16 protein-coding genes and 2 pseudogenes are annotated in these 19,784 nt (G+C 66.8%); 13 read left to right on the plus strand and 5 right to left on the minus strand.

What is annotated here, in order from left to right; genetic code table 11:
- Nucleotides 1-102 precede the first annotated feature (102 nt).
- From I3K84_RS03845 to I3K84_RS03855, 3 genes are all read left to right on the plus strand, one after another.
- Nucleotides 103-393 carry a hypothetical protein gene (locus I3K84_RS03845; RefSeq protein WP_196995560.1) on the plus strand — a complete coding sequence of 97 codons (291 nt, stop codon included), beginning with the start codon at nucleotides 103-105 and terminating at the stop codon, nucleotides 391-393.
- 102 nt (nucleotides 394-495) lie between these two features.
- A complete protein-coding gene (locus I3K84_RS03850) occupies nucleotides 496-1,614 on the plus strand; it encodes an IS630 family transposase (RefSeq protein ID WP_231403305.1) in 1,119 nt (372 codons plus the stop codon).
- Between the two features lie 102 nt (nucleotides 1,615-1,716).
- Nucleotides 1,717-5,421, plus strand: coding sequence for an EAL domain-containing protein (locus tag I3K84_RS03855; protein ID WP_231403407.1), 3,705 nt, complete (start codon nucleotides 1,717-1,719; stop codon nucleotides 5,419-5,421).
- A gap of 88 nt (nucleotides 5,422-5,509) precedes the next feature.
- Here I3K84_RS03855 and I3K84_RS03860 read toward each other — a convergent pair whose 3' ends face one another.
- The 3 genes from I3K84_RS03860 to I3K84_RS03870 form a co-directional block, all read right to left on the minus strand.
- Nucleotides 5,510-7,405 (minus strand): propionate--CoA ligase, encoded by a 1,896-nt coding sequence (locus tag I3K84_RS03860; RefSeq protein ID WP_011805259.1) that lies wholly within the window; start codon nucleotides 7,403-7,405, stop codon nucleotides 5,510-5,512.
- A 233-nt stretch (nucleotides 7,406-7,638) separates the two neighbouring features.
- Entirely contained in the window at nucleotides 7,639-8,244 is a 606-nt protein-coding gene (locus I3K84_RS03865; RefSeq protein ID WP_196995561.1) for an isochorismatase family protein, read from the minus strand.
- A 164-nt stretch (nucleotides 8,245-8,408) separates the two neighbouring features.
- The gene (locus I3K84_RS03870) at nucleotides 8,409-9,599 is read right to left on the minus strand and encodes a PQQ-dependent sugar dehydrogenase (RefSeq protein WP_370567775.1); all 1,191 of its coding nucleotides are present in this window, start codon (nucleotides 9,597-9,599) and stop codon (nucleotides 8,409-8,411) included.
- Nucleotides 9,600-9,953: 354 nt separating this feature from the next.
- Between I3K84_RS03870 and I3K84_RS03875 the strand changes: the two genes are divergently transcribed.
- Nucleotides 9,954-10,112: a DUF3309 family protein gene (locus tag I3K84_RS03875; protein WP_011805256.1), complete on the plus strand. Its 159-nt coding sequence runs from the start codon at nucleotides 9,954-9,956 to the stop codon at nucleotides 10,110-10,112.
- A 237-nt stretch (nucleotides 10,113-10,349) separates the two neighbouring features.
- On the opposite strand, the pseudogene I3K84_RS22180 reads toward I3K84_RS03875, so the two are convergent.
- A pseudogene (locus tag I3K84_RS22180) lies at nucleotides 10,350-10,646 on the minus strand (CBS domain-containing protein); the annotation flags it as partial.
- A gap of 59 nt (nucleotides 10,647-10,705) precedes the next feature.
- Between I3K84_RS22180 and I3K84_RS03885 the strand changes: the two are divergent.
- Nucleotides 10,706-11,062, plus strand: coding sequence for a hypothetical protein (locus I3K84_RS03885; protein ID WP_196995562.1), 357 nt, complete (start codon nucleotides 10,706-10,708; stop codon nucleotides 11,060-11,062).
- A 59-nt stretch (nucleotides 11,063-11,121) separates the two neighbouring features.
- Here the strand turns inward: I3K84_RS03885 and I3K84_RS03890 are convergent, their stop codons facing one another.
- Complete coding sequence (locus tag I3K84_RS03890) at nucleotides 11,122-12,033, minus strand: LysR family transcriptional regulator (protein ID WP_103737656.1); 912 nt, start codon at nucleotides 12,031-12,033, stop codon at nucleotides 11,122-11,124.
- A 156-nt stretch (nucleotides 12,034-12,189) separates the two neighbouring features.
- Between I3K84_RS03890 and I3K84_RS03895 the strand changes: the two genes are divergently transcribed.
- From I3K84_RS03895 to I3K84_RS03930, 8 genes and pseudogenes are all read left to right on the plus strand, one after another.
- On the plus strand, nucleotides 12,190-13,713 hold the full coding sequence (locus I3K84_RS03895; protein WP_196995563.1) for a CoA-acylating methylmalonate-semialdehyde dehydrogenase: 1,524 nt from the start codon (nucleotides 12,190-12,192) through the stop codon (nucleotides 13,711-13,713).
- A gap of 38 nt (nucleotides 13,714-13,751) precedes the next feature.
- Nucleotides 13,752-14,180, plus strand: a complete 429-nt coding sequence (locus I3K84_RS03900) for a lysozyme inhibitor LprI family protein (RefSeq protein ID WP_196995564.1) — start codon at nucleotides 13,752-13,754, stop codon at nucleotides 14,178-14,180.
- 27 nt (nucleotides 14,181-14,207) lie between these two features.
- Nucleotides 14,208-15,374 (plus strand): acyl-CoA dehydrogenase family protein, encoded by a 1,167-nt coding sequence (locus I3K84_RS03905; RefSeq protein ID WP_011805250.1) that lies wholly within the window; start codon nucleotides 14,208-14,210, stop codon nucleotides 15,372-15,374.
- Between the two features lie 69 nt (nucleotides 15,375-15,443).
- On the plus strand, nucleotides 15,444-15,848 hold the full coding sequence (locus I3K84_RS03910; protein WP_196995565.1) for a TfoX/Sxy family protein: 405 nt from the start codon (nucleotides 15,444-15,446) through the stop codon (nucleotides 15,846-15,848).
- Nucleotides 15,849-15,860: 12 nt separating this feature from the next.
- Complete coding sequence (gene mmsB / locus I3K84_RS03915; protein WP_255519470.1) at nucleotides 15,861-16,829, plus strand: 3-hydroxyisobutyrate dehydrogenase; 969 nt, start codon at nucleotides 15,861-15,863, stop codon at nucleotides 16,827-16,829.
- Nucleotides 16,830-17,070: 241 nt separating this feature from the next.
- Nucleotides 17,071-18,270 carry a site-specific integrase gene (locus I3K84_RS03920; RefSeq protein ID WP_038843585.1) on the plus strand — a complete coding sequence of 400 codons (1,200 nt, stop codon included), beginning with the start codon at nucleotides 17,071-17,073 and terminating at the stop codon, nucleotides 18,268-18,270.
- Nucleotides 18,267-18,602 (plus strand): annotated as a pseudogene (locus I3K84_RS03925) (DUF1016 N-terminal domain-containing protein); the annotation flags it as partial. The gene I3K84_RS03920 and the pseudogene I3K84_RS03925, both read left to right, overlap by 4 nt.
- Before the next feature lie 49 nt (nucleotides 18,603-18,651).
- Complete coding sequence (locus I3K84_RS03930) at nucleotides 18,652-19,770, plus strand: IS630 family transposase (protein WP_231403305.1); 1,119 nt, start codon at nucleotides 18,652-18,654, stop codon at nucleotides 19,768-19,770.
- Nucleotides 19,771-19,784 lie beyond the last annotated feature (14 nt).

Below are 19,784 nucleotides of genomic sequence, written 5' to 3' on the forward strand. Positions count from 1 at the left end.
CCGTTGCACGCATCCCCGGGCCGCGGCCCGCGGGCGCTGCGCCATTGCGCCAGGATGGCGGGGACCGCGGGGGCAACCAGCGCGCGGATGCACAGGAGGGATATGCCCACTGAGGTGTTCCTCTCCGGCATCGTGCACCTGCTGCTGATCGCCGGGGCGACCGCGCTGCCGCAATCCGTCCTGCTGCAACCCTCGCGCGGCGTGCGCATCGCGCTGGGCCTGGTGGCCGGGGCGGCGTCGACGCTGGTGGCCCTGCAGGGCATGCCGCTAGGGCCTGTTCACACTATTTTTGCCAGATGCGTTGCGATCAAAAAGGGCCAGGCGCAAGGCGCCAAACGAAGCTGGGGTGCTACCCCAGCGAGGCTTGGCAACGCCGCGAATGGCCCTTTTTGATCGCAACCCGGAGGGAACGGAGTGAAAACCGCGCCATTCGTCGTTGCCCTCCTAGTGTAGTGTTTGATTCTTAATGAAACTTAATTGAGCAACCACGCTCCAATGCTCTACTACGGTTTGCATTGGAGTGAAAAATTGCGAGTTGCCCCGACGATTGTGTTGACGGATGAAGAGGAAAGCGAGCTGAGCCGGCTGGCGCGCTCCAAGCGCACCAGCGTCAGATTGGCCCAGCGCGCCCAGATCGTGCTGCTGGCCGCGCAGGGGCTGCAAAACAAGGATATTGCCGAGCAGCTTGGCATTGGGCGCGTGCAGGTGGCGCGCTGGCGTGAACGCTACCTGCAATTGGGGCTGCAAGGTATCGAGCGCGACTTGCCGCGCGGCGCACCGCCGGTGAAGGTGGATGTGGCCAAGCTTGTGAAGCTAACCACACAGACCAAGCCCGAGGCGGCCACGCACTGGAGCACGCGCACGATGGCCGCTGAGTTGGGCGTCAGCGCCAGCACCGTGATGCGCCATTGGCAGGCCCACGGTCTCAAGCCTCACATCGTGCGCGGCTTCAAGGTCTCGCGCGATCCGCAGTTCGTGCAAAAGCTCGAAGACATCGTGGGGCTTTACATGTCGCCGCCCGAGCATGCGCTGGTGCTGTGCTGCGACGAAAAGAGCCAGGTGCAGGCGCTGGACCGAACGCAGCCCGGGCTGCCGCTCAAGAAGGGGCGCGCGGCCACCATGACGCACGACTACAAGCGCAACGGCACAACCACCTTGTTCGCTGCGCTCAACGTGCTCAACGGTCAGGTCATCGGCCAGTGCCAGCAGCGCCACACCCACATCGAGTGGCTGAAGTTCCTGCGTCAAATCAATCGGGAGACGCCCAAGGACAAGACGCTGCATCTGATCGCCGACAACTACGCCACGCACAAGCATCCAGCTGTGCAGGAGTGGCTGGCCAAGCACCCCAGATTCAACATGCACTTCACGCCGACCTCGGCATCGTGGCTGAACATGGTCGAGCGCTTCTTTCGCGACATCTCCGAGAACCGGCTACGCCGCGGGGTGTTCACCAGCGTGCCCGAACTCGTCTCGGCCATCGATGAGTACATCGCGCATCACAACACCAACCCCAAGCCGTTCATCTGGACCAAGAACGCTCGCGACATCCTGCAAAAGGTCATCCGCGCCAATAGCCGATTAAGTTCCAAACAGAATGCAACACTACACTAGCCAAGGCCCCGGCCTTGGCGTCGTCACGCGCCTAGATTGGCGCGGTTTTCACGCCATTCGCACTGGCAAAAATAGTGTGAACAGGCCCTAGACGCGCCCGGAGTGGCGTACATCCACCCGCCCATCATCGTTTCGGCCGCGTTCCTGTTCGGGCCGTTGTGCGGTGGCGTGGCCGCAGTGGCTGCGCTGGCCAGCGGCTGGCTGGACGCGCCGGCCCACTGGGGTGCCATGATCAGCCTGTCCGCGGCCTGTTGGCTGATGGGCTGCCTGGCGTGGCAGCTGGGGCGCGCGACACGCTTGACGGCGATATCGCTGGTGGTCGCGCTCACCGTGCTGGTGCCGCCCGCGCTGCTGCCCTGGACCGAGACGGCCAGCGCCCTCGCCGCGCAGGGGGGATCGGCCCCGTGGCAGGGCATTCCCTGGCGCTACGCCTTCGGCGTGGTGGCGCTGTGCGGCGCCGTTGAGCTGCTGCGTGCGCGGGCCCGGTCGCTGCAGACGCTGGGACAGCACGAGGACGAGCTGCTGCGCGTGCTCAAGGCCTCCGGCGGCGGGCGCTGGGAATGGGATCTGCGCAACAGCCGCTTTACCTACCACGGGCGCTTTTACCGGGCTTTCGGCCTGGCCAACAGTCCCGACGACGAGGACTTCACACCGCTGCGCGCCTTCGATGTGCGCGAGTCATGGCAACGCTGGAACGCCCGGCGCCACCCCGACGACCGCGAGCGCCTGGGCGCGTACCTGCAGCGCGTGCAGGACGGACTGGAAGAGAGCTTCCATGCCGAGTCGCGCATGCGCGATGACGAGGGCCACTGGCGCTGGGTGGTCTCGCGCGGGCACGCGGTGGAGCGCGACTCCGCCGGACGCGTGCTGCGCATGGCCGGCATTGACCTGGACATCACCGAGCACCACGAGATGCGCGACGCGCTGCGCGTGTCCGAAGCCAAATACACCACCGTCTACCAGACTCTGCCCGACGCCGCGGGCATCACCCGCCTGTCCGACGGGTGCTACCTGGACGTGAACCCTGCGTTCGAGCGGTTGCTGGGCAAGCCGCGCGACCAGATTTTGGGACGTTCGTCCATGGAACTGGGCGTGTGGGGCGACACGCAGGAGCGCGCCCGCCTCACCGAGGCGCTGCGCAACCAGGGCGAGGTCCGCGGCCTGCCGATGACGGCGCTGCGCGACGGCGCCGAAGTGCCGGGCCTCATGTCGGGACGGGTGTCGCGCATTGAGGGCGAGGACTGCCTGGTCTTCGTGTTCCACGACATGACGCAGGAGCGCCGTGTGCGCGATGAATTGCTCGCCGCCAACCGCCTGCTGCGCCAGGCGGGCTGGATGGCGCGGCTGGGCGTGTGGGAGGAAGAGCCGGGCAAGGGCATCACCTATTGGTCCGACGTGTGCTTCGACATCCACGGGCTGGACCCGGGCACGCCGCTGCCGCGCGACTATGTGCAGCAGTTCGTCGCACCCGCCTGGCGGGAAGCCATGCACGCAGCCCTGCGCGACTGCCTGCGCAAGCGCACTGTGTGGAGCCAGGAAATCGAGATCGTGCGCGCCGATGGGCGCCTGGTCTGGGTGCGCGTGCGCGGGGAGCCCATCATCGAGGGCGACCGCGTGGTGCGCGTGCGCGGCATCCTGCAGGACATCGACGAGCCGCGCCGCGCGGCGCAGCGGCTGCGTTCTTCCGAAGAACGGCTGGCGCGCATCTTCCAGCTGCTGCCCTACCCGCTGGGGTTCTCGCGCCGCGAGGACGGCACCTACCTCGACGTGAATCCGGCGTGGGAGCAGGCCCTGGGCTACACCCGCCAGGAAGCCGTGGGGCGCACGGTGGTGGAACTGGGCATCTACTCCGCCCCCACCCGCGCGACGCTGCTGGAGGCGGCGACGGCCGAAGGGCAGCTTGTGGGCTACGAGCTGGAACTGACCACGCGCGGCGGCGACAAGCGCACCGTGCTGCAGTCCATGAGCCCCATCGAAGTGAACGGCGAGGCCTGCTGGCTGTTCGGCCTGCACGACATCACCGAGCGCAAGCAGACCGAACAGCGCGTACGCGAGCGCGAGGAACTGCTGTCGCTCACCATCGAGGCGGCGGCGCTGGGCCTGTGGGACTGGAACCTGCCCAGCTGCGAAGTCACGGGCGACGCGCGCTGGCGCGCCATGTACGGGCTGGCGCCCGTGGAGCCCGGGGCCAGCGCTGCAGTGCACTGGGCGTCGGGTATCACGCCGGAAGACATCGACGTGGTTACCCAGGAGCTGCGGCGCCACCTGCAGGAGCCGCACAAGCCGTTCGACGTGACCTGCGAGGTGCTTGCTCCCCAGGGCGACGGCCGCTGGATCCGCAGCGTGGGCAAGGTGGTGGCGTACGACGCCGCCGGGCAGCCCGCGCGCATGGTGGGCATGTCCATCGACGTGAGCAGCCAGCGCCAGCAGGAGCGGCAACTGGAGCGCATGGCCCATTACGACGCACTCACCGGCCTGCCCAACCGGGTGATGCTGGAGCGGCGGCTGCGCGCAGGCATGGAGCACAGCCGTGCGCGCGGCCAGCAATTGGGCGTGGCCTACCTGGACCTGGACGGCTTCAAGCCCGTCAACGAGCGCCTGGGCCACGCGGCGGGCGACCGGCTGCTGGTGGTGGTGGCCGAGCGGCTCAAGCGCGCCCTGCGCCTGAGCGACTCAGTGGCGCGGCTGGGCGGGGACGAGTTCGTGATCCTGCTGTCGGGCTTGGCCCATGCCGAGGAATGCGAGCGGCGCCTGCATACGGTGATGGAGAGCGTCGCGGCCCCCTACACGCTGGACGGCGAGCGCGTGCTGGTCACCGCCAGCATCGGCTACACCCTCTACCCCGACGATGAGGCCGACGCCGACACCCTGCTGCGCCATGCCGACCAGGCCATGTATGCGGCCAAGCAGGCGGGGCGCAACCGCTTCCATGGCTTTGACGCCGCCCAGGAGCGCGCCCGGCAACTGCGGCGCGAGCAGTGCGGCGAACTGCTGCGCGCGCTGCAGCGTGGCGAACTGACACTGTTCCTGCAGCCCAAAGTGGACATGCGGCTGGGCACCGTGGTGGGGGCCGAGGCCCTGGCCCGCTGGCAGCACCCCGAGCGCGGCCTGCTGTCGCCCGTGCATTTCCTGCACCTCATCGAAGGGCATGCCGAGCTGCAGATGCGTTTTGGCGAATGGGTGGTGGACACCGCGCTGCAGCAGATCGCCCGCCTGATGGCGCAGGGTCTGGAACTGCCCGTCAGCATCAACATCACGCCCGAGCACCTGCACCGCCGGGGCTTTGCGGACTGGATGGCGTTGCGACTGGCGCAGCACCCCGCGGTGCCGGCGCGGCTGCTGGCCATCGAGCTCACCGAAAGCGCCGCGCTCTACGACATCGACCACGTGGCGCGGGAGCTGACCAGACTGCGCGCGCTGGGCATGCAGATCTCGTTCGACGACTTCGGCACGGGCTACTCGTCGCTGGCGTACCTGCGCCGCCTGCCCATGGACCACCTCAAGCTGGACCGCAGCTTCGTCGCCGGCATGCTGGGCGATGCGGGCGACCGGGCCATCGTGCAGGGCGTGATCGGCCTGGCGCATTCCTTTGGCTGCGGCATCGTGGCCGAAGGGGTGGAAACGGTGGAGCAAGGCCTGGCAGTGCTGCAGATGGGCTGCCACCACGCGCAGGGCTACTGCATCGCCATGCCCATGCCCGTGGAGCAGTTCATGGACTGGGCGAAGGCCTGGCAGGCCCCCGCACCATGGCGCGCCACAAGCCAGGCCGCCGCGCCCGTACCACCGGCGGCGGCGATAGCCGCTTGATGGCGTATCGAATCAAGCAATAAAAAAGCTTCCAGCGCCCGTCCAACAAGCGCTGAAAGCTATCAAATCGAGAGCAAATTCCCGCGCGTCAGCCCAGCAGTTCCTTGATCTGCTGCAGTGCCACGGGGTCTTCCATGGTGGTCAGGTCGCCCGTGTCGCGGCGCTCGGCCACGGCCTGCAGGGCGCGGCGCAGCAGCTTGCCGCTGCGGGTCTTGGGCAGCATCGTCACGAACAGCACGCGCGCCGGGCGGGCCACGGCGCCCAGTTGGGTATCGACCTGCTTCATCACCTCGCCTTCCAGCTTCAGGCGCGCGGCCTCGTCGGTGAGGCCCGAGGCATCGCGCGGCACCGCGAAGGCCATCGCGACCTGGCCTTTCAGCGCGTCGGCCACGCCCACCACGGCCACCTCGGCCACATTGGGGTGGCCGGCGATGCATTCCTCGATCTCGCGCGTGCCCAGGCGGTGGCCGGCCACGTTGATCACGTCGTCGGTGCGGCCCAGGATGAAGTAGTAGCCGTCGGCATCGCGGATGCCCCAGTCAAACGTGCTGTAGACCAGCCGGCCGGGAATGCTCTTCCAGTAGGTGTTGACGAAGCGATCATCGTTGCGCCACACGGTCTGCAGGCAGCCAGGGGGCAGCGGCCCCTCGATGGCCACCACGCCCTTCTGGTTGGGCTGGGTCAGCTCCTCGCCCGTGGCCTCGTCGATCAGCTGGACGTTGTAGCCGTACACGGCCTTGCCCGGGCTGCCGAAGCGCGAGGTTTGCTTCTGCACGCCGTTGCACAGCGTGAGGATGGGCCAGCCGGTCTCGGTCTGCCAGTAGTTGTCGATGATGGGCACCTGCAGCGCGTCGCTGATCCACTGCGCCGTGGGCTCGTCCAGGGGCTCGCCCGCCAGCCACAGCGCCTTCAGGCTGCGGATGTCGTATTTCTTCAGGTAGGCCGGGTCTTGCTTCTTGAGCACGCGCACCGCCGTGGGGGCCGAGAACATGTGCGTGACCCGGTATTTCTCGACGATGCTCCACCAGATGCCCGCGTCGGGCCGCACCGGCAGGCCTTCGTACAGGATGGTGGTCATGCCGGCAATCAGCGGGCCGTAGATGATGTAGCTGTGGCCCACCACCCAGCCGATGTCGCTGGTGCAGAAATAGGTGTCGCCCGGCTGTGCCTCGAAGATGTGGCGCATGCTGGACGCCAGCGCCACGGTGTAGCCGCCCGTGTCGCGCTGCACGCCCTTGGGCTTGCCGGTGGTGCCGCTGGTGTACAGGGTGTAGCTGGGCTGCGTGGCGTCCACCCAGATGCAGGGCACCTGCGCATCCATGTGCCGCGCGCGCAGTGCCGCCCAGTCGTGGTCGCGGCCCGCGCGCATGGCGGCGGGCGCGAGGCCCCGGTCCACCAGCAGCACGGCCGCGGGCTTGTGGGCCGACAGTTCGATGGCCTCGTCCAGCAGCGGCTTGTAGGGCACCACCTTGCCGCCGCGCGAGCCCGCATCGGCGCTCACGATCACCGTGGGCTCGGCGTCCTCGATGCGCGAAGCCAGCGACGACGACGCGAACCCACCGAACACCACCGAATGGATGGCCCCGATGCGTGCGCACGCCAGCATGGCGAACGCCGCCTCGGCAATCATGGGCATGTAGATCAGCACGCGGTCGCCCTGGCGCACGCCCAGCGTCTGCAGGCTGGCGGCCATGCGCTGCACTTCCTGGTGCAGCTCGGCGTAGGTGTAGGCGCGCTCGGTATTGGTTTCGGTGGAGATGGCCACCAGCGCGTTTTGCAGCGGGCGCTCGGCCAGGTGGCGGTCCACCGCGTTGTGGCACAGGTTGGTGGTGCCGCCCACGAACCACTTGGCGAACGGCGGGTTGCTCCAGTCGCAGATCTGCTGCGGCGGCTGCTGCCAGTCGATCAGGCGAGCCTGCTCGGCCCAGAAGGCGTCGCGCTCGTCGATGGAGCGGCGGTAGAAGTCGGCATAGTCGGCGGCCATGGTGCTGTCTCCTTGGAATCCTCCGCGTCGACGTGGCGCGGGTCGGTGGTTATCCAAAATTCATAATTATTCATGCCGCGCTTGCGGGAAGCTGACGCGGTCGCAGACGCGGTCGCCGACGCGGTCCCAGACACGGTCCTTGACGCGGCGCTCGCCGCACCCCTCTGCGCCCAGCCCACCTTTGCGCTTCACTATTCATAGCTGTTAGCGCTTGTTGGGTGTGCCCGAGAGGCCTATTTGACCAAGGCCAGCATCTCCTTGAATGCCGGGTGCTCGCAGCTGCGCAGCCACTCGAAGGCCACCATCTCGGTGGTTACCAGCTCGGCGCCGGCGCCGGCCAGTCGGTCGAAGGCGGCGTCGCGGTTGCGCTCCGTGCGCGAGCTGCAGGCGTCCGTCACCACCCATACCTCGAACTCATCCTCCAGCAGGTCGAGCGCCGTCTGCAGCAGGCAGACATGGGCCTCGCAGCCGGCCACCACGATGCTGGCGCGCTCCGGCGCCTGGGGCTCGCGGCCCTTTTGCAGGTGCTTGGGCAGGCTGCGCGCATTGCCGCCCTGGGCCTTGGCGGGCGGGCGCAGCCACTCGCCCAGGCCCTCCTCGGTGGCGCTGAAGTGCATCTTGGACAAGGTGCGCTGGCACAGCGCGCGCAACGCGGCGTCGTTGGGCCCCAGGCGCGAAGGGTTCTGCTCCGTGCCCCACACCGGCACGTCCATCAGCCTGGCAATCTGCGCCAGCCTGCGCGCGTTGGCCAGTACGGCTTCTGCCTCGAAGATGGCGGGCATCAGGCGTTCCTGGTAATCCACGAGAACGAGTTGGGATTCGGAGGCGTCAAGCAGCATGGCGGTCATCGTTGTTCAGTCGGGCGGTCATTGTCGCAGGCGCTACGGGTAGCAGCGGGGCAACGGCGCGCAAGTTCCCCGTGCGCCGCATGTCCCGATTCGGGCAAGGGGACGCCCCCCTCGCAGCCGGTCCCGCACTGTGGCGCGTCCTCGCGCAGGCGTGTTCAAGGTTGCCTCAGGCGCAGCAACTGCCCGTCCGGGCTGTCGGTGAGCAAGTACAACCAACCGTCCGGCCCCTGGCGCACGTCACGGATGCGCGCGCCCAGGCCGTCCAGCAGGTACTCGTCGCGCACCACCTGCGCGCCCTGCAGCTCCAGCCGGTGCAGCCGTGCGAACTTGAGAGAACCCACGAACAGGCTCCCCTTCCAGGCCGTGCCGTACCGGTCGCTGGTGAGAAAGGCCATCCCCGACGGCGCGATCGACGGCACCCAGTAATGCAGCGGCTGCTCCATGCCGTCCTTGGCCGTGCCCTCGCCGATCTTGCCGCCGCCATAGTTTTCGCCATAGGTGATCACCGGCCAGCCGTAGTTGCGGCCTGCTTCGGGGCGGTTGATCTCGTCGCCCCCTTGCGCGCCGTGCTCATGGATCCACAGCCGACCGTCTGGCCCCCAGGCCGCTCCCTGCGGGTTGCGGTGGCCCCAGCTCCAGATCTCCGGCAGCGCGCCCGCGCGGCCCGCCAGCGGGTTGCCGGGCGCCGCGCCGCCCGTGGGCGCTATGCGCACGACCTTGCCCAGGTGGTTGTCCAGGCGCTGGGCGTCCTCCTTGCGGCCGTAGCGCTCGCCCAGCGTGAGAAACAGATGGCCGTCCGGCGCCTGCACGATGCGGCAGCCAAAGTGCAACTGGCTCGCCACCTTGGGACGCTGGCTGAAGAGCACTTTCATGTCCTGCAGCGCCGCCGCGTCCGGCGCCAGCGTGGCGCTGGCCAGGGCCGTGCTGTTGCCGCCGCCCTTCGGTGCGGGTTCGGAGTAGCAAAAGAAGATGCGCCGGTTGCGAGTGAAGTCCGCATCGGTGATCACATCCAGCAGGCCGCCCTGCCCGCCCGCTGCCACTTGCGGCAACCCGGCCAGCGGCGGCCCCAGGCGCCCGTCGGCCTCCACCACGCGCAGGCGGCCGGGCCGCTCGGTGACGAGGAAGCGCCCGCCCGGCAAGAAGGCCAGACCCCACGGATGGCTCAGGCCCGAAGCCACTACCTCCGCCGACGCCTCACCGCGCGCGGGCACGGGGTGTACGGGTGCGACCTCCTGGGAAAGCGCCTCGCCGCCCGCCAGCATGGCGGCGGCGGTCAATGCTATGTTAATAATAGCTGATAGCGCTCTTCCGGTATGGCTTGCAGGCACTTTTGACACAGAGTTCATGGGAAGGATTCCTGGGATCAACCGTGGGTGCTGTCATGGTGCTGCGCCAGCGGGCTCTGCATGCGGCACGCGAGGCTACGCGGAGGGCCATGGCGCCGCGTTGACACCATGGCATGTGCATTGTGCGCGGCCGGGCCGCACAGGCAAACCCATCCTTCAGCGAACCTGCACGCGGCGGCCCGCGCAGCCGGCAGCGAAGCGCCGGCCACTGTCCAGGCAAGAGCGGGGCCTTGGCCTACAGCCCGCTCGGCATGCTGCCTGACCACGCCATGCACCGCCTGCCTAGCTGCGGGCGCCTCCAGCGCCCGCACGATGAGGCCACGCGATGCCCGCGTTGCCAACGAAAGGAAAACCATGTCGATTTCCCTCCTGCTGCTCATCATCCTGGTGCTGATCCTGATCGGCGTGCTGCCGACCTGGGGGTACAGCCGTTCCTGGGGCTACGGTCCGGGCGGTGGTGTCGGGCTGGTGGTGGTGATCGTGCTCATCCTGCTGCTGATGGGGCGCATATAAAAAAACGGGGGGCCTGCGCCCCGCTGTGGCGAGGGGCAGCAGTGCGTGCAGCCGTGTGTCGTCACGAGGTCTGGCCGCCGCCTGCGGCGCCACTGGCGGCCGATTGGCTGCGCCGGTCGGCTCTGAAGGACTGGAGATGTCGCGGATCGCCGTGCCGGACTGGCGCTCGTCCACGTTGGTGGCCACGTCGCCCAGCGACACGATACCCACCAGCCGCTGGTCACGATCCACCGCGGGCAGCCGGCGCACCTGCATGTCGCGCATGGACGCGATGGCTTCGTCCACGGGCTGGTCTTCGTAGCAGTAGTACACCTCGCGGAACATGACCTCGTTCAGGCGCGAGTGGGTGCGCTCTTCGGCCAGGCCGCGCAGCACCATGTCGCGGTCCGTCACCATGCCCACCAGGCGCTCGCCATTGCACACCGGCAAGGCTCCCACATTCAACTCGCGCATGGCCTGCGCGGCGGTGGTCAGGGTGTCGTCGGGTGCCATGGTGCGGATCCCGCGGGTCATCACATCAGAAACGTTCTGCATAGCTCACTCCATTCATGAAAGACAAGGGTCAGGCGCGATCGCGCAGGACTTGAACACCCGTGGGCCAGAGCGGCTACGGGGGGTACGGTTCGCAGGGGTACGGCTCCCAAGGCCAAGGTTATGAAGGCCATCGCGACGCGGACTTTGGTTCGCAGTACTCCGGCACCGGCGGAGAGCAGCGCGGGCGCTTTCAGAACGACCCCGACTACCACCAGTGGCGCCAGGACCAATTGCGCCAGTTGGATGACGACTACGACTCCTGGCGCAAGGAGCGCTATGAGAGGTTTGCCGATGACTTCAACACCTGGCGCACCTCGCGCGGCGGCAGCGGGCAAAAGAGCAGCAGCAGCAACAGCGCTACCTCATCCAGCCAGGGCACGTCGGGCAAGAACAAAGAACAGGTTGATCCTCGCTGATCCCCTGGTCCGCAAGGCCCCCGCATGCGGGGGCCTTTTTCTGTATGCCGCAGCGTGCCCTAGCCTGCCGCCGGTTTACCTGGGACCAGCGATGCCGCCTCGCGCTGGCCCACGTCTTTCAGGAAGGCCCACACCGCCTGCATGCGCGCCAGGTGCTTGGCCTCGGCCGGCATGCTCATCCAGAAGGTGCGTGTGAACTCGGCCTCGTGGGGCAGCACGCGCGCAAGTACAGGGTCACGGTCGGCCAGGAACGCGGGCAGCACGGCCAGGCCCGCGCCGGCGCGCACGGCCTCGTACTGCGCGGTGATGCTGGTGCTGCGCAGCGCAAAACGCTCGGGCGGGTAGAGCTGGTCGATGAACTGCAGCTCTTTCGTGAACAGCAAGTCGTCCACGTAGCTGATGAAGGCGTGGTGGCGCAGGTCTTCACGCTTGGCCACCAGCGGTCTGCGCGCCAGGTACTCGCGCTGCCCGTAGAGACGCAGGGTGTAGTCGGCGAGTTTGGTGACGATCACCGAGCCGCGCTTGGGCCGCTCTAACGAAATCACGATGTCCGCCTCGCGCCGGCTCAGGTGCAGCATGCGCGGCAGAGCCAGCAGGTCGATGGACAAGTGCGGGTGCTTCTGTGTGAGCCGCGCCAGATGCGGCGCCAGCACCACCGTGCCAAAACCCTCGGTGGCACCCACGCGCACCAGTCCGGAGGGGCCCGCGCCCGGGGAGTTGGCGGGCGATGCGCGCTCCACCCCCAGCACGGCGGCCTCCATGGCCTCGACGGCGGGCAGCAGGTGGCGGCCGGTTTCCGTCAGCCGGTGTCCCGCCGCCTCGCGGGCGAACAGCGGCGCACCCATCTGTTTTTCCAGCGCCTGGATGCGCCGCGCCACTGTCGTGTGTTCCACACCGGTGCGGCGCGCGGCCCCTGCCAGCGTGCCGGTGCGCGCCAGCTCAAGGAAGTAGCGCAAATTGTCCCAATCCATGCGGCTCCTCTGCGGTGATGTGCAAATTTGCAAAGCCAAGGTGCGTGATTGTCTATTGCCTACGCAATTTCGCACAACTACGATGCAGCCCATGCCAAGTCGGCACTTGCCGTGCCGGCTCCATTGCAGACCACCCCAGGACCCCAGGAGACAACCATGGACGCATCCACCTCCCAGGCCGTGAAGGCCCCCACCGTCAAGCTGCTGATCGGCGGCCAGTTCGTCGAGTCCAAGACCACCCAGTGGCGCGACGTGGTGAACCCCGCCACGCAGCAAGTGCTGGCGCGCGTGCCCTTTGCCACGCCCGACGAGATCAACGCCGCCGTGGCCTCCGCCAAGGAAGCCTTCAAGACCTGGAAGAAGACCCCCATCGGCACGCGCGCACGCATCTTCCTGAAGCTGCAGCAGCTCATCCGCGAGAACATGAAGGAACTGGCCGCCCTGCTGACGGCCGAGCAAGGCAAGACCCTGCCCGACGCCGAAGGCGACGTGTTCCGCGGCCTCGAAGTGGTGGAGCATGCCGCCAACATCGGCACGCTGCAGCTGGGCGAGCTGGCCAACAACGTGGCCAACGGCGTGGACACCTACACCCTCATGCAGCCGCTGGGCGTGTGCGCCGGCATCACGCCGTTCAACTTCCCCGCCATGATCCCGCTGTGGATGTTCCCCATGGCCATTGCCACGGGCAACACCTTCGTGCTCAAGCCCTCCGAGCAGGACCCCATGGTCACCATGCGCCTGTGCGAGCTGGCACTGGAAGCCGGCGTGCCCCCCGGCGTGCTGAACGTGATCCACGGCGGTGAAGACGCGGTGAACGCCATCTGCGACCACCCCGACATCAAGGCCATCAGCTTCGTGGGCTCCACCAAGGTGGGCACCCATGTGTACAACCGCGCCAGCCTCAACGGCAAGCGCGTGCAATGCATGATGGGTGCGAAGAACCACGCCATCGTCATGCCTGACGCCAACAAGGAGCAGACGCTGAACGCCCTGGCCGGCGCCGCCTTCGGTGCGGCCGGCCAGCGCTGCATGGCCCTGTCGGTCGCCGTGCTGGTGGGCGAGGCGCGCAACTGGATCCCCGAGCTGGTCGAGAAGGCCAAGACGCTGAAGGTGTCCGCCGGCACCGAGCCCGGCACCGACGTGGGCCCGCTGGTGAGCTGCGCCGCGCTGTCGCGCGTCGAGGGCCTGATCGAGCGCGGCATTGCCGACGGTGCCACGCTGGAACTGGACGGCCGCAAGCCCCAGGTGGCGGGCTACGAGAAGGGCAACTTCGTCGGCCCCACGATCTTCAGCGGCGTGAAGCCCGGCATGAGCATTTATGACCAGGAAATCTTCGGCCCCGTGCTGTGCCTGGCCGGCGCCGAGGACATCGACGAGGCCATCGAGTTCATCAACGCCAACCCCAACGGCAACGGCACGGCCATCTTCACGCAGTCCGGCGCTGCCGCGCGCAAGTTCCAGGAAGACATCGACGTGGGCCAGGTGGGTATCAACGTGCCGATCCCCGTGCCCGTGCCGCTGTTCTCCTTCACAGGCAGCCGCGCTTCCAAGCTGGGCGACCTGGGCCCCTACGGCAAGCAGGTGGTGCTGTTCTACACGCAGACCAAGACCGTCACGGCGCGCTGGTTTGACGACTCGACCACCAGCCACGGCGTGAACACCACCATCAGCCTGAAGTAAGCGGCGCCGCGCGGGACGCGCATGGTGAAATCGACGGCATGACCCGATGCTTGAGACCCCATGCCGCCCGCCTGCGCGTTCTGACCGTTGCCGCGGCCCTGCTGGCTGCCACGCAGGCACAGGCGCAGGCCGGCGCTGCCTGCCGCCCCGGCGGCACGGTGGATGAGACCAACGCCTGCGCCGTGCAGCGCTACCAGGAGGCGGACACCGCCACTCAGATTCTGTATGGCGATGTGATGCGTGCCCTGTCGGCCCATGAACGCCCTGCCCTGCGCCAGGACCACGCCGCCTGGCAGCGCACGCGCGCCGCGCAGTGCAAGCAGGCGCAGCGCGCGGCGGAGTCCCGCCCCGAATGGCCGCGGCTGTACCACGACTGCCTGACGGTCCATACCCAGGCGCGGCGCGACGCCCTGATGCACTGGCTGCACCATGGCGAGGCGCCGCAGCCCACGACGAACAAGCCATAAGACACATAAGAGAAGGAGACACCCGCCATGGACTTTGAACTCAGCGAAGACCAGCGCGCCTTTGCCGACACCGCGCGCCAGTTCGCCCAGGCGGAGCTGGCGCCCCACGCCGCCGAGTGGGATGCGCAGGGCATCTTCCCCCGCGAGGCTATTTGCCGTGCGGGCGAGCTGGGTTTTTGCGGCCTGTACGCACCCGAGAGCGCCGGTGGCCTGGCCCTGCCGCGCCTGGACGCCACGCTGGTGTTCGAGGAACTGGCGGCCGTGGACCCCAGCACCACCGCCTTCATCACCATCCACAACATGGCCACCTGGATGCTGGGCACCTGGGCCACGGATGCCGTGCGCGCCGAATGGGGCGAGGCACTCGCCAGCGGGCAAAAGCTCGCCAGCTACTGCCTGACCGAACCCGGCGCGGGTTCTGACGCCGCCTCCATCAAGACGCGCGCGGAGCTGGTCGGCAACGAGTACGTCATCAACGGCAGCAAGGCCTTCATCAGCGGTGCGGGCAGCACCGATGTGCTGGTGCTCATGGCACGCACGGGCGACGCGCAATCCGGCGCCGGCGGCATCAGCGCCTTTGCCGTGCCCGCGAACCTGCCCGGCATCCACTACGGCAAGAAGGAAGAAAAGATGGGCTGGAACAGCCAGCCCACGCGCCAGATCAGCTTTGACAACGTGCGCATCCCCGCCAACCACCTGCTGGGCCAGGAGGGCGAAGGCTTCAAGATCGCCATGAAGGGGCTGGACGGCGGGCGCATCAACATCGCCACCTGCTCGGTTGGCGCCGCGCAAGGCGCACTGCAGCACGCCCAGCGCTACATGCAAGACCGCAAGCAGTTCGGCAAGCCGATCGCCAGCTTTCAGGCGCTGCAATTCAAGCTGGCCGACATGGCCACCGAGCTGGTGGCTGCGCGCCAGATGGTGCGGCTGGCCGCCAGCAAACTTGACGCCGGCGCACGCGACGCCTCCACCTACTGCGCCATGGCCAAGCGCTTTGCCACCGACGTGGGCTTCAACGTGGTGAACGAGGCGCTGCAACTGCACGGTGGCTACGGCTACATCCGCGAATACCCGCTGGAGCGCCTGCTGCGCGACGCGCGCGTGCACCAGATTCTGGAAGGCACCAACGAGATCATGCGCGTCATCATCGGCCGGCGCATGCTGGACGGCGACGCGCCGGAGGTGATCCGTTGATATTCAAAAATTATAGCTGCTCGCGCTGGATGGATAAGCGCTAGAGGCCTATTTAACTCCAAACCTACCATGCCTGCCCGCCCCCTGTCCGACGAAGCGCTGCACCTGATCGCCGCCGTGCGCGACGCACTGGGCGAGCGGCTGAACGCGCAGGTGGAGGTAGAGGAGCGCACGCTCTTCGGCTGCCACGCCTTCATGGTGGACGGCAAACTCTGCCTGGGCGTGAAAGGCGAAGAGCTGTTGGTGCGCCTGCCGCCGCAGCAGCACGACGCAACCGCCGAAACCCCCGGCGTGCGCGAGCTGGACCCGCGCGGCGGCATGGCCGGCTACTTCTGGCTGGAGCCCGCTGCCTACGCCACGCGCGCCCAGTGGGAGCACTGGATTGACACCGCCCTCGCCTTCAACCCGCTTGCCAAGGCCTCGCCCCGGCGGGCGAAGGCGGCCACAAGCCGCAGCAAGGGCATGCGATCATGATTTCAGGCATTTTTGCCCTGTAACGCGCACCCATCAAGCGCTGGCAGCTATCAAAACCATAGTTCCCATCACACACCACAGGAGACAACCACCATGCAAATCGCATTCATCGGGCTGGGCAACATGGGCGCGCCCATGGCCATCAACCTGCACAAGGCCGGCCACAGCGTGAAGGCCTTCGACCTGAGCGCTGACGCGCTTGCCAAGGTCCGGGCCGAAGGCCTGCAGGTCGCCACCAGCGCGCAAGACGCCGTGCAGGGCGCCGAGGCCGTCGTCACCATGCTGCCCGCCAGCCAACACGTGGAAGGCCTGTTCCTGGGCAACGGCAACCTGCTGGCCAGCATCGCCAAGGGCACGCTGGTGATCGACAGCTCAACAATAGCCGCCGCCACCAGCCAGAAGGTCGCCAAGGCCGCTGAAGCCCTGGGCATCGACTTCATCGACGCACCCGTATCGGGTGGCACGGGCGGCGCCATCGCCGGCACCCTCACCTTCATGGTGGGCGGCACCGACGCGCAACTGCAGCGCGCACGTCCCCTGCTGGAAAAAATGGGCGCCAACATCTTCCACGCCGGCGCCGTGGGCGCGGGCCAGACGGCCAAGATCTGCAACAACATGCTGCTGGGCATCCTGATGGTGGGCACCAGCGAAGCCATCGCGCTGGGCGTCGCCAACGGCTTGGACCCCAAGGTACTGAGCGAAATCATGCGCCGCAGTTCCGGCGGCAACTGGGCGCTGGAAAAGTACAACCCCTTCCCCGGCGTGCACGAGAACGCCCCCGCCAGCAAGGGCTACGCGGGAGGCTTCGGCACCGACCTGATGCTGAAAGATTTGGGCCTGGCCCAGGAAAACGCCATCGCCACCAAGGCCAGCACCCCGCTGGGCGGCATGGCGCGCGCAATCTACGCGGCGCACAGCATTGCGGGGCACGGGGGGGAGGATTTCTCCAGCGTGATCAAGATGGTGCAAAAGAAGGGCTGAAGCAGGCTTTCCGGCATGCCTTCTGCAAAAAGGCGCTGTGACTTGCGTTGCAGCGCCTTTTTTTATTTCAGCATGACTCCAGCACCGAACTTCGCTGGACTACGCCACAGCTCGTTGTGGCAGGTTTATCAAGAGCTTACGCGAGTTCATCCTATGCCGGTGCTTTCTCAAACTTGACCCGGCTTCCAACCGCTTGGCTCCTGACAGGCTCCTGGAAACGGGTCTTTCCAAGGAGTCAGCTATGGCCAAGATCAAGCTCACCAAGTCCGCAGTCGATGCGGCAAAACCCGAAGCGCAAGCCATCGAGCTGCGCGACACCCTCGTTCCCGGCTTCCTGTGCAAGATTACACCGGCCGGTCGCAAGGTCTTCATGCTCCAGTACCGCACGAATGCCGGCGAGCGGCGCAAGCCGGCGTTGGGCATGTACGGAGAACTGACCGTCGAACAAGCCCGCTCGCTGGCGCAGAACTGGCTGGCCGAGGTTCGCCGGGGCGGTGATCCCGGCGCTGCCAAAGCCGAGGCGCGCAAAGCACCCACCGTTGAAGAGTTGTGCAAGAAGTTCATGGAGGACTACTCCAAGAAGCGCAACAAGCCCAGCACCCGCGTCGGCTATCAAGGCGTCATCAACCGCAACATCATTCCGCTCCTGGGGCGCAGGAAGGTTCAGGACGTGAAGCGGCCCGACATCGCGGGGCTGATGGAAAAGCTCTCGTACAAGCCGACCGAAGCGAACAAGGTCTTCAGCGTCTTGCGCAAGATGTTCAACCTGGCCGAAGTGTGGGGCTTCCGCCCGGACGGCACCAATCCTTGCCGTCATGTCCCGATGTTCCCTGCCGGTAAGTCAACCCACCTCATCAGCGACGAGGACATGGGCAAGCTGTTCCGGCAGCTCGACAAGATCGAGGCCGAAGGGTCGGAGAACTACGTCATCCCTCTGGCGATCCGCCTGCAATTCGAGTTCGCTGGCCGCCGCTCCGAAATCGTCACGCTCGAATGGGAATGGGTCGATCTGGAAAACCGTCGCGTCGTCTGGCCCGACAGCAAGACCGGCGGCATGTCCAAGCCCATGAGCGAGGAAGCCTACCGGCTGCTCTCGATGGCGCCGCGCGAAGAAGGCGCTCGCTACGTGCTGCCGTCGCCACGCCATCCGGGGCAACACCTGACCACGGGCGAGTATTACGGCGGATGGTGCCGCGCGCTCAAGGCGGCGGGCGCGACGCACGTGGGTACGCACGGCATCCGCCATCGCTCGGCGACCGACATTGCCAACTCGGGTATCCCGGTGAAGGTCGGCATGGCACTGACGGCGCACAAGACCGTGGTGATGTTCATGCGCTACGTCCACACCGAGGATGATCCGGTGCGCAAGGCGGCCGAGCTGGTGGCGAACCGGCGCAAGACGATTACCGGCGCCTCGTGCTCTACGGAGGTGGCGGCATGACCAAGAAGACACTCGCGGCGGTGGGGAAAACCCCCGCCGCCATACCGGCCGGCTATGCCGGCATCCACAGCGGCATCGTCGAACTGCTCGATGCCGCGCGGCACGCGGCGGCGCGCAGCGTCAATGCGCTGATGACGGCGAGCTATTGGGAAATCGGCCGCCGCATCGTCGAAGCCGAGCAACAGGGCAAGCGGCGCGCCGGTTACGGCGAACAGTTGATTGAGCGGCTGTCTGCTGACTTGACCGCGCAGTTCGGGCGCGGATTCAGCCGCCCGAACTTGCAGCAGATGCGGTCGTTCTTCCTAACCTGGCCAATTCGCCAGACAGTGTCTAGTGTAGTGTTTGATTCTTAATGAAACTTAATTGAGCAACCACGCTCCAATGCTCTACTACGGTTTGCATTGGAGTGAAAAATTGCGAGTTGCCCCGACGATTGTGTTGACGGATGAAGAGGAAAGCGAGCTGAGCCGGCTGGCGCGCTCCAAGCGCACCAGCGTCAGATTGGCCCAGCGCGCCCAGATCGTGCTGCTGGCCGCGCAGGGGCTGCAAAACAAGGATATTGCCGAGCAGCTTGGCATTGGGCGCGTGCAGGTGGCGCGCTGGCGTGAACGCTACCTGCAATTGGGGCTGCAAGGTATCGAGCGCGACTTGCCGCGCGGCGCACCGCCGGTGAAGGTGGATGTGGCCAAGCTTGTGAAGCTAACCACACAGACCAAGCCCGAGGCGGCCACGCACTGGAGCACGCGCACGATGGCCGCTGAGTTGGGCGTCAGCGCCAGCACCGTGATGCGCCATTGGCAGGCCCACGGTCTCAAGCCTCACATCGTGCGCGGCTTCAAGGTCTCGCGCGATCCGCAGTTCGTGCAAAAGCTCGAAGACATCGTGGGGCTTTACATGTCGCCGCCCGAGCATGCGCTGGTGCTGTGCTGCGACGAAAAGAGCCAGGTGCAGGCGCTGGACCGAACGCAGCCCGGGCTGCCGCTCAAGAAGGGGCGCGCGGCCACCATGACGCACGACTACAAGCGCAACGGCACAACCACCTTGTTCGCTGCGCTCAACGTGCTCAACGGTCAGGTCATCGGCCAGTGCCAGCAGCGCCACACCCACATCGAGTGGCTGAAGTTCCTGCGTCAAATCAATCGGGAGACGCCCAAGGACAAGACGCTGCATCTGATCGCCGACAACTACGCCACGCACAAGCATCCAGCTGTGCAGGAGTGGCTGGCCAAGCACCCCAGATTCAACATGCACTTCACGCCGACCTCGGCATCGTGGCTGAACATGGTCGAGCGCTTCTTTCGCGACATCTCCGAGAACCGGCTACGCCGCGGGGTGTTCACCAGCGTGCCCGAACTCGTCTCGGCCATCGATGAGTACATCGCGCATCACAACACCAACCCCAAGCCGTTCATCTGGACCAAGAACGCTCGCGACATCCTGCAAAAGGTCATCCGCGCCAATAGCCGATTAAGTTCCAAACAGAATGCAACACTACACTAGCGAATCTTCCCCGG

Origin of the sequence: Diaphorobacter sp. JS3051 (assembly GCF_015832135.1) — a bacterium.
GTDB lineage: Bacteria > Pseudomonadota > Gammaproteobacteria > Burkholderiales > Burkholderiaceae_C > Diaphorobacter > Diaphorobacter nitroreducens.

Coding starts and splice junctions, on each gene's coding strand:
- I3K84_RS03910 (WP_196995565.1), top strand. CDS start 15,444: ATGCCTGCCCGCCCCCTGTCCGACGAAGCGCTGCACCTGATCGCCGCC.
- I3K84_RS03845 (WP_196995560.1), top strand. CDS start 103: ATGCCCACTGAGGTGTTCCTCTCCGGCATCGTGCACCTGCTGCTGATC.
- I3K84_RS03875 (WP_011805256.1), top strand. CDS start 9,954: ATGTCGATTTCCCTCCTGCTGCTCATCATCCTGGTGCTGATCCTGATC.
- I3K84_RS03930 (WP_231403305.1), top strand. CDS start 18,652: ATGCTCTACTACGGTTTGCATTGGAGTGAAAAATTGCGAGTTGCCCCG.
- I3K84_RS03865 (WP_196995561.1), bottom strand. CDS start 8,244: ATGCTGCTTGACGCCTCCGAATCCCAACTCGTTCTCGTGGATTACCAG.
- I3K84_RS03890 (WP_103737656.1), bottom strand. CDS start 12,033: ATGGATTGGGACAATTTGCGCTACTTCCTTGAGCTGGCGCGCACCGGC.
- I3K84_RS03895 (WP_196995563.1), top strand. CDS start 12,190: ATGGACGCATCCACCTCCCAGGCCGTGAAGGCCCCCACCGTCAAGCTG.
- I3K84_RS03920 (WP_038843585.1), top strand. CDS start 17,071: ATGGCCAAGATCAAGCTCACCAAGTCCGCAGTCGATGCGGCAAAACCC.
- I3K84_RS03900 (WP_196995564.1), top strand. CDS start 13,752: ATGACCCGATGCTTGAGACCCCATGCCGCCCGCCTGCGCGTTCTGACC.
- I3K84_RS03850 (WP_231403305.1), top strand. CDS start 496: ATGCTCTACTACGGTTTGCATTGGAGTGAAAAATTGCGAGTTGCCCCG.
- I3K84_RS03870 (WP_370567775.1), bottom strand. CDS start 9,599: ATGAACTCTGTGTCAAAAGTGCCTGCAAGCCATACCGGAAGAGCGCTA.
- I3K84_RS03905 (WP_011805250.1), top strand. CDS start 14,208: ATGGACTTTGAACTCAGCGAAGACCAGCGCGCCTTTGCCGACACCGCG.
- I3K84_RS03860 (WP_011805259.1), bottom strand. CDS start 7,405: ATGGCCGCCGACTATGCCGACTTCTACCGCCGCTCCATCGACGAGCGC.